Source organism: Mycobacterium sp. E1386, assembly GCF_001672745.1.
In the GTDB taxonomy this organism is placed as follows: domain Bacteria; phylum Actinomycetota; class Actinomycetes; order Mycobacteriales; family Mycobacteriaceae; genus Mycobacterium.
This window is the reverse complement of the sequence record NZ_LZKH01000175.1, coordinates 61,939-77,988: the sequence shown is the minus strand read 5'-3', so window position 1 is coordinate 77,988 and position 16,050 is coordinate 61,939. Positions and strand designations below refer to the sequence as shown.

Annotated in this window: 13 protein-coding genes; 4 read left to right on the top strand and 9 right to left on the bottom strand. The window is 67.7% G+C overall.

Annotated features, from left to right (window positions below):
- Positions 1-13: 13 nt before the first annotated feature.
- From A5709_RS18060 to A5709_RS18050, 3 genes are all read right to left on the bottom strand, one after another.
- Positions 14-481, bottom strand: coding sequence for a DUF5130 domain-containing protein (locus tag A5709_RS18060; protein ID WP_068121285.1), 468 nt, complete (start codon positions 479-481; stop codon positions 14-16).
- Positions 468-695, bottom strand: coding sequence for a hypothetical protein (locus A5709_RS18055; RefSeq protein ID WP_067947160.1), 228 nt, complete (start codon positions 693-695; stop codon positions 468-470). Before A5709_RS18055 ends, A5709_RS18060 begins: the two co-directional genes overlap by 14 nt.
- 64 nt (positions 696-759) lie before the next feature.
- Complete coding sequence (locus tag A5709_RS18050) at positions 760-1,407, bottom strand: HNH endonuclease (RefSeq protein WP_066958390.1); 648 nt, start codon at positions 1,405-1,407, stop codon at positions 760-762.
- A 142-nt stretch (positions 1,408-1,549) separates the two neighbouring features.
- On the opposite strand from A5709_RS18050, the gene A5709_RS18045 reads away from it, so the two are divergent.
- The 4 genes from A5709_RS18045 to A5709_RS18030 all read left to right on the top strand — a co-directional run bounded on the left by A5709_RS18045 (position 1,550) and on the right by A5709_RS18030 (position 5,468).
- Positions 1,550-1,945: a globin gene (locus A5709_RS18045; protein WP_046184463.1), complete on the top strand. Its 396-nt coding sequence runs from the start codon at positions 1,550-1,552 to the stop codon at positions 1,943-1,945.
- A gap of 29 nt (positions 1,946-1,974) precedes the next feature.
- Positions 1,975-3,543 (top strand): glycoside hydrolase family 13 protein, encoded by a 1,569-nt coding sequence (locus A5709_RS18040; RefSeq protein WP_082974151.1) that lies wholly within the window; start codon positions 1,975-1,977, stop codon positions 3,541-3,543.
- Between the two features lie 177 nt (positions 3,544-3,720).
- Positions 3,721-4,353, top strand: coding sequence for a DUF5134 domain-containing protein (locus tag A5709_RS18035; protein WP_197520187.1), 633 nt, complete (start codon positions 3,721-3,723; stop codon positions 4,351-4,353).
- 101 nt (positions 4,354-4,454) lie between these two features.
- Complete coding sequence (locus tag A5709_RS18030; RefSeq protein WP_068008479.1) at positions 4,455-5,468, top strand: FAD/NAD(P)-binding protein; 1,014 nt, start codon at positions 4,455-4,457, stop codon at positions 5,466-5,468.
- Positions 5,469-5,522: 54 nt separating this feature from the next.
- Here A5709_RS18030 and A5709_RS18025 read toward each other — a convergent pair whose 3' ends face one another.
- The 6 genes from A5709_RS18025 to A5709_RS18000 all read right to left on the bottom strand — a co-directional run bounded on the left by A5709_RS18025 (position 5,523) and on the right by A5709_RS18000 (position 16,021).
- A complete protein-coding gene (locus tag A5709_RS18025; RefSeq protein ID WP_068008443.1) occupies positions 5,523-6,194 on the bottom strand; it encodes a hypothetical protein in 672 nt (223 codons plus the stop codon).
- Positions 6,182-6,595 (bottom strand): thioesterase family protein, encoded by a 414-nt coding sequence (locus A5709_RS18020; RefSeq protein WP_067947010.1) that lies wholly within the window; start codon positions 6,593-6,595, stop codon positions 6,182-6,184. The genes A5709_RS18025 and A5709_RS18020 overlap by 13 nt, the downstream gene beginning before the upstream one ends.
- On the bottom strand, positions 6,592-11,433 hold the full coding sequence (locus A5709_RS18015) for an NAD-glutamate dehydrogenase (protein WP_068121275.1): 4,842 nt from the start codon (positions 11,431-11,433) through the stop codon (positions 6,592-6,594). Before A5709_RS18015 ends, A5709_RS18020 begins: the two co-directional genes overlap by 4 nt.
- A gap of 121 nt (positions 11,434-11,554) precedes the next feature.
- Positions 11,555-13,231, bottom strand: coding sequence for an energy-dependent translational throttle protein EttA (gene ettA, locus A5709_RS18010; RefSeq protein ID WP_067947014.1), 1,677 nt, complete (start codon positions 13,229-13,231; stop codon positions 11,555-11,557).
- Positions 13,232-13,322: 91 nt separating this feature from the next.
- Positions 13,323-13,829 (bottom strand): single-stranded DNA-binding protein, encoded by a 507-nt coding sequence (locus A5709_RS18005; RefSeq protein ID WP_068008436.1) that lies wholly within the window; start codon positions 13,827-13,829, stop codon positions 13,323-13,325.
- 155 nt (positions 13,830-13,984) lie between these two features.
- Positions 13,985-16,021 carry a cytochrome c oxidase assembly protein gene (locus A5709_RS18000; RefSeq protein ID WP_068121270.1) on the bottom strand — a complete coding sequence of 679 codons (2,037 nt, stop codon included), beginning with the start codon at positions 16,019-16,021 and terminating at the stop codon, positions 13,985-13,987.
- Between the last annotated feature and the right edge of the window lie 29 nt (positions 16,022-16,050).

Genomic DNA, 16,050 nt, shown 5'->3' with positions numbered 1-16,050 from the left:
CCCGGCTACGCCGCTAGGCCGGGCAGATCCCCGAGCTGAGGACGCGGATCGCGCTGACCAGTCCGTCCACCAGATCGCCCCGCTCGAACGCCGACGACGCGGCGGCGACGCCCAGTGGCGCGGACGACTCGGCGCCGCGACCGCGGACCTGGGAGCCGTAGACCACCTCGATGACCTTCTGGTCGGGCGAGACCGCCAGCAGCACCGCGTTGTCCGGGGTGGGCACCTTCGCCAGGATCTCGCGAGCCCGCGCGGCGGTGTCACTGCCCAGGTCACCGAGGTAAATGGCGAACCGTGCCTTCGATGCCCGGGATCCGAACTTCAGCGCGTCGTCGATGGCGACGAGGTCCTTGATCGGGAACGGAAAATGAACCGAGAGCTCGCCTGGCTCGGTGACCCCGGAGAGCCGCCCGCTGGTGGTGATCACCCAGCCGTTGGGCAGCTCGGCAGGTTCCCTCGTCGCCACATCACCATGTGCCACTGGCGCCACCTCCAACTGAGAATTCGTGTCCGCCGTGCCCGCCGTGGGTGTGGCCGACGTCTTCGTCCGTGGCCGCCCAAAGGATCGGCGGATGCGTCCACTTCTCCGGCAGCTTGTAGGTCGCCGGGTGCGGTCCCTTGTGCGACCAGATCAGCACCGCCAGCACGGCCACCAGCAGCAACGGTATCCCGATGAAGTACGCGTGAATCTCCAGCATGCTCACGACGAAAACCGTATCCCACTGGGTGTTCTCGCGGCACACCCGGACACGAGATTGGTCAGGCCGCGCCTTCGCCGAGATAGCGCGCCCAGGCCGGGTCGAGCTCCTTGACCGTCGAGAGCAGTCGCCAGTGCTGCCCCGTCGGCGGCAGCGGCGTCCGGCGCAGCACCCAGCCGAGTTCGGTGAGCAGCTTGTCGCCCTTGCGGTGGTTGCACGTCGAGCAGCAGGCGACGCAGTTCTCCCAGGAGTGGTCGCCGCCGCGGCTGCGCGGCACCACGTGGTCGACGGTGTCGGCCTTGGCCCCGCAATAGGCGCAGGAGAATCGGTCCCGGTGCATCAGCGCCGCCCGGGTCATCGGGACGCGGGCCCGGTACGGGACGCGGACATAGGTCCGCAGCTGAATCACCGAGGGCACCATGATCGAGCTGGTGGCCGAGTGGATCACCGGTCCGGCCGGGTCGTGGTGGACCACGTCGGCCTTCCCGCAGATGACCATCACGATGGCCCGCCGCATCGGCAACGCGGTCAGCGGCTCGTAGGTCGAATTCAGCAGCAGCACCCGCCGGCGACTCCACAGGGACGCGCTGTCTTGGCGGGTGGGGGGATGGGTGTCGACGCTATGCAGGCATGACGCGGTCGGGGGCCCGGTTAACCCTGCCGCGGCACCGGAACTGCGGTGGCTGCGGCGTCTCTTGCCCTGCGCCATAGATCCTCCGCGGATAGTCCACCATGATTCGCCGCCAATCGCACCCCTATTGCAGGTGAACGGCATGTCGTCCGGGTGAACAGCGGCTGTGTCCTCGGCCCGGCTCGGGCCGCCGCCGCCGCGATGGACCACAATGGAGGCGATGGATTCCGAGCCACAGTCCTTCTATGACGCCGTCGGCGGTGCCGAAACCTTTCATGCGATCGTGTCCCGCTTTTATGCCCAGGTCGCCGAGGACGAAATCCTGCGCCAGCTGTACCCCGAAGACGACTTGGCGGGCGCCGAGGAACGGTTGCGCATGTTCCTCGAGCAGTACTGGGGTGGCCCGCGCACCTACTCCGACCGGCGGGGTCATCCCCGGCTGCGGATGCGCCATGTCCCGTTCCGCATCACCCCCATCGAGCGCGACGCCTGGCTGCGCTGCATGCACATCGCCGTCGCCTCGATCGACTCGGAGACCCTCGACGACGAGCACCGGCGTCAGTTGCTCGATTACCTTGAGATGGCCGCCCACTCGCTGGTCAACGCGGCCTTGTGATGTCGGTCCGCGAAACTGAGCGGGGTGGGATGAGCTCCTCCAAGCCGTGGTGGTCAAACGCGGTCTTCTATCAGGTGTATCCGCGGTCGTTCGCCGACAGCAACGGCGACGGCGTAGGCGATCTGGACGGCCTGACGGCCCGGCTGGACCACCTGGAACGGCTCGGCGTCGACGCGATCTGGCTCAACCCGGTCACCGTCTCGCCGATGGCCGACCACGGCTACGACGTGGCGGATCCCCGGGACATCGACCCGCTGTTCGGCGGGATGGCGGCGTTCGAGCGGCTGGTGGCCGCCGCACACGAGCGGGGCATCAAGATCACCATGGACGTGGTGCCCAACCACAGCAGCTCGGCGCACCCCTGGTTCCAGGCCGCGCTGGCGGCCGGTCGGGGCACGGAGGCACGGGAGCGCTATTTCTTCCGCGACGGGCGCGGCGCCCACGGCGAGCTGCCGCCGAACAACTGGAAGTCGGTGTTCGGTGGGCCCGCCTGGACCAGGGTGGTCGAACCGGACGGCAATCCCGGCCAGTGGTACCTGCACCTCTTCGACGCCGAACAGCCGGACTTGAACTGGGAGCAACCGGACATCTTCGACGACTTCGAGAAGACACTGCGGTTCTGGCTGGAACGCGGCGTCGACGGGTTCCGCATCGACGTGGCCCACGGCATGGCGAAACCGCCGGGCCTGCCCGACGCGCGGGGCGACAGCAGGGTGTTGCACCACAACGACGACGACCCGCGCTTCAATCACCCGAGCGTGCACGAGATCCACCGGGGCATCCGCTCGGTCGTCGACGACTATCCCGGGGCGGTGACCGTCGGCGAGGTGTGGGTGACCGACAACATGCGGTGGGCGGAGTATCTGCGGCCCGACGAACTTCACCTCGGCTTCAATTTCCGGTTGGCGCAGATCGACTTCGACGCTGCCGAGATTCACGACGCGATCGAGAACTCGTTGGCGGCCACGGCAATTGAGAACGCCACCCCCACGTGGACATTGTCCAACCACGACGTGGGCCGCGAGGTCACCCGCTACGGCGACGGTGAGATCGGGCTGCGCCGGGCGCGCGCGATGGCGATGGTGATGCTGGCGCTGCCGGGAGCGGTGTTCGTCTACAACGGCGAGGAACTCGGGCTGCCGGACGTCGAGCTACCCGACGAGGTGCTGCAGGACCCGACATGGGAACGCTCGGGGCATACCGAGCGAGGCCGGGACAAGTGCCGGGTCCCGATCCCGTGGTCGGGCGACGCTCCCCCGTTCGGGTTCTCCTCATCGCCCGACACGTGGCTACCGATGCCGCAAGACTGGGCTGCACTGACCGTCGAGAGGCAGCTGGCGGACCCCGAGTCGACCTTCGCGTTTTTCCAGCGCGTCATCAAAGTGCGCAAGGAGCGCCCCGAATTCGACGGCCAGGACATCGATTGGTTGGACGCGCCACGTGATGCGCTGATCTTCCGGCGCCGCGGCGGCGGGGCGGTGTGTGTGGTGAACGCCGGCCGCCGGCCGATCCCCCTGCCGCCCGGAGAGCTGATCGTCGCCAGCGCCCCGCTGGTCGACGGCAAACTCGCGCCCGACGCCGCAGCCTGGCTGGCCTGAACGGCAGGCCCCAAAGGCGGGTCGGATCAGTCGGTTTCGCGTTGCGGTTTTAAGACTGCCCGGGTGTCGCCTAGGGCGAAGATACCCTATGGGGGTACTGTCGTGCGATGACCGAGATCGGAACCGGCTTCGGGCACTAGGCCGATGCCGGGCGGGCCACCAGAGAAAGGCGGGTTGGTGGATAACACGTTGCGGTGGGTGGTGACGGCGCTGTTCGCCGTAAGCTTTGCTGCCTACGCGTATTTCCTTGTCGCTCAACGCCGCTGCTGGACGGGCATGGTCAGCCAGCTGCTACACCTGGCGATGTCGGCCGTGATGATCTTGATGGCCTGGGGCGTGGGAATGAATCTGCCGACCGTCGCGACGGCCATGTGCTTCCTGCTGGGCGGGGCCTGGTTTGCCGGCATTGCCGGCCATGCGCCAGGGGCCGCCGATGGTCGGCTGACGAACTACTACTACGCCGCGATGATGGCGGCGATGGCCTGGATGTACGGGGCGATGAACGGCAGCCTGCCGGGTCGGTCCGGCCACCCCGACGGCGGGGCGATGGACATGACCGCGCACGAGGTCGCGTCGGGGCAGCAACACGCCGGACACCACATGCTCGAGGCCGCCCCGGACTGGGTCGCGGTCGTGAACTGGACCGCGGCCCTCGGGTTCGCCGCGGTGGCGATCTATTGGGCGTACCGCTGGATGGCGCGGCGCTGGACGAACCTGATGCCGCGCGCCGTTCGGCTCACCCACGCGCAAATCCTGACTCAAGCGATCACCGCCGCCGGCACGGCGCTGATGTTCGCTGACATCGTGTGAGCGGATTCCACGGTCGGCTGGTCCCGTTCGGCCGACCTCGCGACTCAGCGTTTGGCTCGTCGCTCCTCTATACCTAGTACATGGCGACCTACGCGTGGACAGTGATCGGAGCCGGACCCGCCGGAATTGCCGCGGTCGGAAGGCTGCTCGATCAGGGCGTACCGCCTGACAAGGTCGCCTGGGTCGATCCGGCCTTCGCCGCCGGAGACCTGGGCGGTAAGTGGCGGTCGGTGTCCAGCAACACCATTGCCGGGACGTTCATGAGTTTCCTGAATGGCTCTGGGGCCTTTCGGTTCTCCCAAGCCCCGCCATTGCCGCTGGCCGAGGTGGACCCGGAGGAGACCTGCGCCCTTGCCCTGGTCGCAGACCCATTGGTGTGGGTCACCGCGCAACTGCGCGAACGGGTGCACACGTTCGAGACGACGGCCACCACCCTGTCCCTGCAGCGACGGCGCTGGCGGATCGAAACGCAGGATCCGGAACTGACCTCGGACAACGTGATCCTCGCGATCGGCGCGGCCCCCAAGAGGCTGGACTATCCCCTCGACGAGATTCCGGTCGAGGTCGCCCTCGATGCCGACAAGCTCGCCGAGGTGCCGCTGCAGGGCGCGACGGTTGCCGTCTTCGGCTCGTCGCACTCGTCGATGATCGCGTTACCGCACCTGCTGCGGCTCCCGGTCGGCAGGGTGATCAATTTCTACCGCAGCCCGCTCAAATACGCTGTCTACCTGGATGATTGGATCCTATTCGATGACACCGGCCTCAAAGGCCGTGCCGCCGAGTGGGCGCGCGAGAACATCGACGGGGTGTATCCGGAGCGATTGGAGAGGTGCTGGGTTTCGAGCCCGGAATTCGAAGAGAAGCTCGCCGAGTGCGACCGTGTCGTCTACACGGTCGGTTTCGAGCCGCGGAAGCTGCCCGAGACGCCCCAGTGGGGCCCGCTGCAATACAACCGGATGAACGGAATCCTTGCCCCCGGCCTGTTCGGGCTGGGCATCGCCTTCCCGGAGTACGCCGAAGATCCGTACGGCTACGGGCAATACCGCGTAGGCCTCAAGAAGTTCATGGACTACCTGGACTCGGTGCTTCCGTTGTGGATGGTCTACAGCACGTGACGACTCATCCGAATGCCGGGGTTCGACTCAAGATGATTCGGAACGGGATGCGAGTCAGCGCAGCAGCAGCGCAGGGTCGCCGCGGCGTCGGTACACGGAGCCGAACCGGGCGTCGATGCGCAACCAGGTCGGTAGGATCCGCACCCGGATCATTTCGTCGGCGCCGACGGCATCCGGTGACTGCGGCAGGAAACCCATTGCGGTCAAGGCGAACACACACCGCATGGGCAGCCCCACACTCGCGTCGGATGAGCTCACCTGGATGACCTCCTGGTCGAGCAGCGATACGGGTGGGCCGTGCGAACTGCCGTGCTCCTTGGCAAGTCGTGCGCCGCGCTGCGCCAGGTCGAGCATCACTCGCGCGGGTATGTCCTCGAGATGGGTGAAGCCGGCGTCCGGGGGCAACGCCCCCCGCCACGCGGAGTCCATCGCGAAGCCCGGATCGACGTAGCCCGAGTCCCCCATCGCGGCCAGGCCGCGCGCCAGCGCGTCCGCGCCCACCGACAGATCCTCGGGCCGCACTTCGCCAGCGACCACCCGGCTGGCCAGGACGTCGAAACCCGTTGCCACCCAAGCTGTCAGCTGCCCGGCCGATCGAGTGCGAAGGCGAATGACCGCCGTGTCGTCGAGTCGCAGCGCGTAATCGACGAAGGCACTGAGGTCCCTGCGCTGGGCGGCCCGGTCCGGTGGCCCCAGCCAGAGCCCGCGGTCAGCTAGCGAATCCACCGTTGCAGGTACTCCCGATGGTGTGGAGAGAGCCGCACCAGGCGCTCCTCCTCGATATGAACGGCGGCCAGTTGCGATTCGGCGATGACGGCCGGTTTGGACTCGGGATCGGCGTTGACCGAGCGCACTTCGTAGCCCAGCGTGAAGTCGACAGCCCGCAGCCGCTTGGTCCACATCGTCACCTGCAGCGGCGAATCGACCAGCTTCAGCTGACCTTTGTAGGTCACCTTGACTTCGGCGATGAGCAACCCGATGGTCAAGATGTCGACCTCGAACGCTTCGCGCAGGAACTGGACCCGGGCCTCCTCCAGGATGGTGACCATGGTGGCGTGGTTGACGTGCTGATACATGTCGATGTCCGACCAGCGGACCGGTACGGGGGCTACGAAGCCGACGCTCAACTCGAGGATCCTCTTCCACTGGTGCGGGTCATGCGCCGGATCTGGCGCGCCGCCACCGACAGCGTCGCGAGATCCTTTTCTCCACTTTCCTGAATTTCGATGAGGGTGCGGCGGGCCCGCTCCACCCGCGATGCGGACAGGTGTTCCCACTCGGCGATCTTCTCCTCGCCGCTTTCGTTCGGCTCCCCCACGGCGAGCACATCGAAGCACAACGAACGCAGCGAGGCGTAGATGTCGTCGCGAATCGCCAAGCGCGCCAGGGAATGCCAGCGGTCGTTGCGGGGCAGTTCGGATACCGCCGTCAGCAATCCGTCGGTGCCCAGCCGGTCCATCAGGGCGAAGTAGGTGTCGGCGACCTCGGCGGCGTCGATGTCGTTGATGTCGCCGATGTCGATGATGTCCAGCAGGCTGAACCGGTACAGACCGGCGGCGATCATGTACGCCAGGTCGTCGGGCGCACCCTGCGAAGAGAATTCGGCGGCCTCCTTCTCCACGATCGCCTTGTCGTCGCCGCGCAGCCACTCCGACATCCGGGGGGTCAGGTCTTTGACCTTCGCGGCGAACCGGTTGATCTCGGCACCGACGGCGAGCGGCTGCGGACGGTAGTTGAGCAGCCAGCGGCCGGCGCGGTCGATCAGCCGTCGGGTGTCCAGTGTGAGCCGATCGGACAGCGCGACCGGCAGATTCGCCGCGCGGATCCGCCGCCAAATCTCCCCCACGCCGAAGATGGCGTCGGTAGCGACGTAAGTCCGCACCGCATCGACGGGCCCGACCCCGACATCCTCGGTGATCCGGAACGCGTAGCTGATGCCGGCGGTGTCGACCAGGTCGTTGATCAGCATGGTGGTGACGATCTCCCGGCGCAGCTGGTGGGTGCGGATCTCCGGGCCGAACCGCTCCCGCAACGGCGTCGGAAAGTATTGCGGCAACCGGGATGCGAACACATCCTGCTCGGTCAGTTCGGTGTTCAGCATCTCTTCTTTGAGCCCGAGTTTGACGTGCGCCATCAAGGTGCACAGCTCGGGTGACGTCAGGCCGATGCCCGCCTCACACCGCCGGTCGATCTCCTTCTCCGACGGGAGGGCTTCCAATTCGCGGTTGAGCCCCCGCTCGTCGACGAGGTATTGAATCTGCCTGCCGTGCACCGGCAGCAGGCTGGCCGCGTTGGCGCGGCTCGTGCCGATCAAGTCGTTCTGATCCTCGTTGTCGGTGAGCACCAGTCGCGCGACCTCGTCGGTCATCGACTCCAGCAACTCTTTTCGCTCCTCGGGGTCGACCCTGCCGGCGGTGACCAGCGAGTCGATCAGGATCTTGATGTTCACCTCGTGGTCCGAACAGTCCACGCCGGCGGAGTTGTCCATCGCGTCGGTGTTGATGCGCCCGCCCGACAGATCGAATTCGACCCGGCCCAGGGCTGTCACCCCCAGGTTTCCGCCCTCGCCGATCACCTTGGCGCGCACCTGACTTGCGTTGACCCGGACGGGATCGTTGGCGCGATCGCCGACGTCGGCGTCGGACTCGGACTCGGCCTTGATGTAGGTGCCGATGCCGCCGTTGAACAACAGATCGACCGGCGCCTGCAAAATCGCCTTGATCAGGTTGGGCGGGGTCATCTCCGTGATCTCGCTGTCGATGCCCAGCGCGTCGCGCACCTGCGGGCTAACGGGGATGGATTTGTGCTCGCGGCTGTACACCCCGCCGCCCTCGCTGATCAACGACTTGTCGTAGTCCTCCCAGCTGGACCGCGGCAGGTCGAACATCCGCCGGCGTTCCTCCCACGACGCCGCGGGGGCGGGGTCGGGGTCGAGGAAGACGTGCCGGTGATCGAAGGCGGCGATCAACCTGATGTGCTTGGACAGCAGCATGCCGTTGCCGAACACGTCGCCGCTCATATCGCCGATGCCCACCACCGTGAAGTCCTCGGCCTGGGTGTCGACGCCCATCTCCCGAAAGTGTCGCTTGACGGCCTCCCAAGCGCCCCGGGCCGTGATGCCCATCGCCTTGTGGTCGTAGCCCACCGATCCGCCGGACGCGAAGGCGTCACCCAACCAGAAGCCGTAGGACTTCGCGACGTCGTTGGCGATGTCGGAGAAGGTGGCGGTGCCCTTGTCCGCGGCCACCACCAGGTAGGCGTCGTCACCGTCGCGTCGTATCACCTCCGGCGGCGGGCTGACCTTTCTCGTTGCGTGATCGACGTTGTCGGTGACGTCGAGCAAGCCGGAGATGAACAGCTGATAGCAGGCGATGCCCTCGGCGCGGGTGGCATCGCGGTCCTCCGCCTGATCGCCGGTCGCCAACGGCGGCCGCTTGACGACGAAGCCGCCCTTGGCGCCGACCGGCACGATGACTGCATTCTTCACCGCCTGCGCCTTTACCAGGCCGAGGATCTCGGTGCGGAAATCGTCGCGACGGTCCGACCAGCGCAGCCCGCCGCGCGCCACCGGCCCGAACCGCAGGTGCACACCCTCGACGCGGGGCGAATAGACGAAGATCTCGTACTTGGGCCGCGGGAGCGGCAGTTCGTCGATCAGCTGCGCATTGAGTTTGAGCGCCAGAACGTTTCGGGCGCGGGCCGAACCCTCGCGCGTCACAAAGTAATTGGTGCGCAGCGTCGCCTGAACCAGCGATGCGAACGCCCGCAGGATGCGGTCGGTGTCCAGGCTCATCAGCGCGTCGATGTCGGCGGCTACCGCGGCCGCCGCCGCTTGTGCGTCACGGTTGGTGGATGCGCCCGACGGCCGGGGATCGAAGAGCGCCTCGAACAGGGCGACCAGCGATCGCGCGGTGGACGGGTGCTCGTTCAGTACCGACTCGATGTAGGACTGGCTGTACGGAAAGCCCGCCTGCCGTAGGTACTTCGCGTATGCACGGAGCAGCACGACCTGCTGCCAGGTCAGCCGGGCGCGCATCACCAGCTCGTTGAACCGGTCGATCTCGACGCGGCCTTGCCAGATCGCGGTGACCGCGTCGGCAAACCGCTGGGCGGTCGCGTCGCGGTCCGCCGTGGTCGTCGCCGGCGCGATCGTGGGGTGCGTGGAGATCTTGAACTGATAGATCCACACCGGCAGCCCGTCCGGGCGGGTGACGGTGAACGGTCGCTCCTCGAGCACCACCACACCCATGCTCTGCAACATGGGCAGGAGCTGGCTCAGCGAGGCGGTGCGTCCGCCCAGAAACCAGGTCAGCTGCGCGGCCCCGTCCTCGCCGCGCTCGGAGAACACCAGCTTGACCGAATTATCCTGCAGCCCTTCGATGATGGCGATGTGCTCGATGGCATCGGCCGGGGTGACCGCTTGCTTGTAGACCTCGGAGAAAGCGGTGCCATAGTGCTCGGCGTCGGCCTGTTCGACGGAGCCTTCCGCGGCCGCCCCGATCAACCGGTCGCTCCAGGTCCGCGCGGCTTCGCTCAGCAACCCCTGGATGCGGACCCGGTTGTCTTCGGAAACATCTACAGGCGCCGCATCTTCCGGCAACCGGACCATGAAATGCATCAGGGCCCATGGTGATTCGCTGACACGTGCAGTGAATTCCAGCCGCGTGCCACCGAACTCGCGGACCAGAATGTCCTCGATTTGCAGCCGCACCTGGGTGGTGTAGCGGTCGCGGGGCAGATAGACCAGGCACGAGACGAAATATTGGAGCCGGTCGGCGCGCAGGAACAACAACGCCCGCCGTTGGGATCCCAGATCCACCACCGCTTTGGCCATCGTCAAGAGCCGTTCGGCGCTCAACGTGAACAGTTCCGAGCGCGGAACGGTTTGAATGACGTCGAGCAGCAGCTGGCCGGGGTGGATTGGGTCGCTGTCGGCCAGGGCCAGCGCGTCGCGCACCCGGGTCGAGATCGTCGGGATTTCCAGAACATCCGCGTTCATGGCCGCGACCGTGAAGAGCCCGACGAAGCGGTGCTCGACAACGCCGCCGTCGTCGCCGATATTTTCCCGGACCGCGACGGCGTACGGGTAGGCGCCGTAACGCAGGTAGCTGCCGACGACCGATTGAGCCAACACCAGCAATTTGTCGTCATCCGTCAGCCGTGGGCGGGAGCCGGTGCGGGCGCGCAGGACGCCCAGCCCGGGCGACCCGTCGCCGGAGACGAGACGGTCATGCACGCGGCACCGCTGGTAGCCGAGCAGCAGGAAGTTCCCGTTGCCCAGCCAGCGCAGCAGCGCCGCGACGTCGGCGCGGTCGGGGGCCGAGAAGTGGCCGTGGGCGTTGGTTTCCACTTCCGCGGCCAGGCCGCTCAGGGCGGCGATCAATTCACCCGCGTCACTGGCGACCTGTTGCACGTCGGACAGCACCTTGGGCAACAGCCGTTCGACTTCGGCGAGGCCCTTGCTGTCGACCGAGGGCAGCAGTTGCACGTGTATCCATGCCTCGCCCACGTATGGCGGGGCCCCGGGCGGTTTCGATTCGACGCTGACCAGGTCGCCGGCGGGGTCGCGGTGCACCTCGAACACCGGGGTCATGATGGCCGCGTAGGGCACACCGAGGCGGTGCAGCAGCACCGTGACGGAATCCAACAACATGCCGCCGTGGTCGGTGACGACTTGCAGCGCGGGCCCGAAGCCGGCCGGGTCGTCCGAGGGGTAGACCGCGACCCGGCTTTGGCCGGCGGGACGGTGCTGACCGAGCCGATAGTGCGCGCCGAGCATGGCGGGGGTCACGATGGCGGTCGGGACCGTCAGGTCGATAGGGCCGGATTCCGCTCCGGGCTCATCGCCATGCGGGCCGCGATAGCTCTCGATATAGGCCTTCGCGATCCAGTCGGGAATGTCCTGCTGCTGGGTGAAGGCGGTCCACGGCTTGAGGGTCTGCTTGGGCCCGGGATCGATCGTCATGCCGATGGCTCCCAACTGGTGACGAACGCCGCTGTGTTCAACCGCCCACTCTCCCCCCGCAAGCGGGGTGCACCCGCCGCGGCCGTCTGGGCCGCATCGTCGGGGTGCTGCGCAGCTGACACTAGTCGCGCGTGAGCTTCCGGTGGGTCACTCTGTGCGGCCGGGCCGCGTCAACACCGAGCCGTTCGACCTTGTTCTCCTCGTACGCGCCGAAGTTGCCCTCGAACCAGAACCACTTCGCCTCGTTGTCCTCGTCGCCCTCCCAGGCCAGGATGTGCGTGCAGGTGCGGTCCAGGAACCAGCGATCGTGGGAAATGACCACCGCGCAGCCCGGGAATTTCTCCAGCGCATTCTCCAGCGAACCCAGCGTCTCGACGTCGAGGTCGTTGGTGGGCTCGTCGAGGAGAAGCAGATTGCCGCCTTCCTTGAGCGTGAGCGCCAGGTTCAGCCGGTTCCGCTCGCCACCGGACAGCACGCCGGCCGGCTTCTGCTGGTCGGGACCCTTGAACCCGAACGCCGAGACATAGGCGCGCGACGGGATCTCGTTCTGGCCGACCTCGATGTAGTCGAGGCCATCCGAAACGACTTCCCACACGGTCTTCTTGGGATCGATGCCGGCGCGGGACTGGTCCACATAGCTGAGCTTGACCGTTTCTCCGACCTTGACGGTCCCGCTGTCTGGCTGTTCCAGCCCGACGATGGTCTTGAACAGCGTCGTCTTGCCCACCCCGTTGGGGCCGATCACGCCGACGATGCCGTTGCGGGGCAGCGTGAAGGACAGGTCCTTGATCAGGGTCCGCCCGTCGTAGCCCTTGTCGAGGTGGTCGACCTCGACGACCACGTTGCCCAGTCGCGGCCCGACGGGGATCTGGATTTCCTCGAAGTCCAGCTTGCGCGTCTTCTCCGCCTCAGCGGCCATCTCCTCGTAGCGCTGCAGACGGGCCTTGTTCTTCGCTTGTCGCGCCTTGGCCCCCTGCCGCACCCAGGCCAGCTCCTCGGTCAGCCGCTTGTGCAGCTTGGCGTCCTTGCGGCCCTGCACCGCCAACCGCTCGGCCTTCTTCTCCAGATATGTCGAGTAGTTGCCTTCGTAGGGATACGCACGGCCGCGGTCGAGCTCGAGGATCCACTCGGCGACGTTGTCCAGGAAGTACCGGTCGTGGGTCACCGCCAACACCGCGCCCGGGTAGGCGGCCAGGTGTTGTTCGAGCCACTGCACGCTTTCGGCGTCCAGGTGGTTGGTCGGCTCGTCGAGCAGCAGCAGGTCGGGCTTGGACAACAGCAGCTTGCACAGCGCCACGCGGCGCCGCTCACCGCCGGACAGATTCGTCACCGGCTCGTCCGGCGGCGGGCAGCGCAGGGCGTCCATGGCCTGCTCGAGCTGCGAGTCGAGGTCCCAGGCGTCGGCGTGGTCGAGGTCCTCCTGCAGCCGGCCCATTTCCTCCATCAACTCGTCGGAGTAGTCGGTGGCCATCAATTCGGCGACCTCGTTGAAGCGGTCCAGCTTGACCTTGATCTCGCCGAGCCCCTCTTCGACGTTGCCGCGCACCGTCTTCTCTTCGTTCAGCGGCGGCTCCTGCTGCAGGATGCCGACGGTGGCCCCGGTGGCCAGGAAGGCCTCGCCGTTGTTCGGCTTGTCCAGCCCGGCCATGATCCGCAAGACGCTCGACTTGCCGGCGCCGTTGGGGCCAACGACGCCGATCTTGGCGCCCGGGTAGAAGCTCAACGTGACGTCGTCCAGGATCACCTTGTCGCCGTGCGCCTTGCGGACCTTTTTCATCGTGTAGATGAACTCAGCCATGCCGCTGTTGTGCCTTTCTGGTCTGCAGAGTGATCTCGCGGACCATCCTAGGCACCGGCCGGCAACTGCCGGCCCGCCCCCAAGCCGACGGTCAAGCCGGAACGGAGAGCCGGGCGCGGTCTGCGGCGGTGTCTCCGGAGTCGGCCGGGTCGTCGCCGGCCTTCAGGTCCTCGTCACCACCAACGTCGGCGGCGGTCGCCGAAGTTCCATTGGCGGGCGCCTGCTCCGGATTGGGACCGGTGTAGCCCGGCTTCTCGATGCGCACAATCGCGCGGGATACGTCGGGTCCGACGGAGGTCGCACGCATCTCCAGCGACGAGCGGCGGTTGCCGTCGCGGTCGTCGTACTCGCTGGTGTAGACGTGGCCCACCACGATCACCGGTGCACCCTTGCCCAACGCGGCACCCACCCCCGTGACCAACTTGCCCCAGCAGTTGACGTTGATGAACAGCGAGTTGCCCGACTCCCAGCCGCCGTCGGCCGTGCGCCGCCGGGAATTGCTGGCGACGCGAAACTTGATGACCTCCTGGGAGCCGACCTGTCGACGTTCGGGGTTGTTGACGATGTGCCCGACAACGGTAAGCGGGGTTTCGAACATTGCAATGATCCCTTCTCGGTGTGCTGTTTGGGCGGTGAACGCGGCACCGCCCGTCCTGGCCGCCATTGAGCCCGGTGCCACCGACGGCCCGGCGGGCGAAGGGTCCCGGATCCGGCGGTGCCTCGACGGCCTGTGGAAGGAATCGCGACTGTGGATCAGTCCGCCGGCTGGTGCGGACGGTTCGGTGTGTCGCGCCGCGCCAGCTCGGCCAGCATCGCGTTGTAAGCGACCAGCTCGGCGTCGTCGTCGCGGTCTGCGGCGCGGTCCAACCGCCGGGCGGTGCGGTCGTCGCTGCGCGCCCACTGCACCAGCAGCGCCAGCATCACGATCACCAGCGGCAACTCCCCCGCCGCCCAGGCGATGCCGCCACCCAACCGCTGGTCACCGAGCAGGTCGGTGTGCCAGGTCAAGCCGAGCGAACGGTAGTAGTCGGCGCCCAGCACCCTGCGCGTGCCCATCAGCACCACCCCGAAGAACGCGTGCAGCGGCAGCGACGCGAACACCACACCCACCTTGGCCAGCGGCGGGATCGGGCGCGGCGTGGGGTCGACCCCGATGACGATCCAGTAGAAGAGGTAGCCGCTGAGCAGGAAGTGCAGGTTCATCGCCAGGTGCCCCGCGTGACTGCCCACGGCGATGTCGAACAGGTTCGACAGGTACAGCCCGTAGAAGCCGGCGACGAACAGCACGGTGGCCACGACCGGGTTGGTGAGGAACCGCGACAGCCGGCTGTGCAGCGCGGCGAGCAGCCATTCCCGCAAGCCGGGCGGGTCGTCCCGGCCCGCGGCGGGCAACGCCCGCAGGGCCAGGCTCACCGGGGCGCCCAGCACCAGCAGGATCGGCACCAGCATCGACAGGCCCATGTGGGCGACCATGTGCACGCTGAACATCGCCGGCATGTAGCGACCGACCCCCGACGAGGTGACGAGCAGCAACGTCAGGCAGCCGAGCAGCCAGGCCACGGTCCGGCCCGGCGGCCAGGCGTCGCCTCGCCGACGCAGGCGGACCACGGCGGCCACATAGAGGGCGGCGAAGACGATGGCGGCGCTGCCGAAGATCAGGTCGAAGCGCCAGTCGAACAAGATCCGGGCCGGGGTGGGCGGACCGTTGAAGTCGTAGCCGATCTCGGCCTCGGGAATCGAGGGCAGCCGGCTCGGCGGTGGTGGCGGCGGGGTGCGGCCCAGGCCGACGGCGATGCCGAAGGTGAGGCCGAAGACCGCGGCCTCGGCGAGCGCCAGCCGCAGCAGGGCGCGGCGCGCCTCGGGCCGAGGCGGTTCCGCCTGCAAACCGGCGACCGACGAGCGCCGCTGGCGCCAGCCGATTACCCCCAGCACGCATAACGCGGCGAACTTGCCGACCACCAATCGGCCGTAATCGGTGGTCAGCAGGTCGCCCAGCGGGACGCGCACCGCGGCGTTCACCAGACCGCTGAGCGCCATCGCGACCCAGCACCACAGCGCGATTGCGGAGAACCGCCGCGCCGCCAGGGCGACGTGCCCGCCGCCACGCAGCCCGTAGGCGGTCAACGCCAGGAGTCCGCCCGCCCACAGGCCGGCGGCCACGAGGTGGATCAGCAGGCTGTTGGTCGCCAGGTCGTGCGAACCGCCCGCCGACGAATGGCCGGTCAGCCCGAGCGGGATGAGCGTCAGCAGCGACCCGGCGAACAGCAGCGGCGTCCACGACCAGCGCAGCACCGAGAGGCTGGCCAGCATCACCAGCGCGGCCAGCGCCGCGGTCCAGCGCCACGCGGAGGCGGTGGTGACCAGGCCGGCGATCGACCAGATCCGCACCGGGTTCAAAAGCGCGACCAGCGGGCGGCCCGATACGTCGGAAACGGTCAGCGGAACCAGCAGCGCCGCACACGCCGCCCAGACGCCCGACGCGACGGTCCCCAGGCGCAGCGCCCGGTACCCGTCGGCGTCCAGGACGCCGCTGCGTTGCGGCGGCACCAGGAACGCCGCGAACAGGAACGAACCCACGGCCAGCACCGCGGCGATCTCCCCCGCCGCCCGGACGAACGGGAGCCCCAGCGTGGTTGCCGGGCCCGGGTTCGGCAAACCCGTGGCGGTCAGCGCATCGGCCAGCGACAGCGCCCCGATACCGGCCGCCGTGCAGCCCGCCAGCAGCGCGACACCGATCAGCAGCGGCCACACCCGCGCGCGGGGTGGCGTCAGCGACCGACCGACCGTCATACAGCCAGGGTATGAGCCCCTACCGGGAA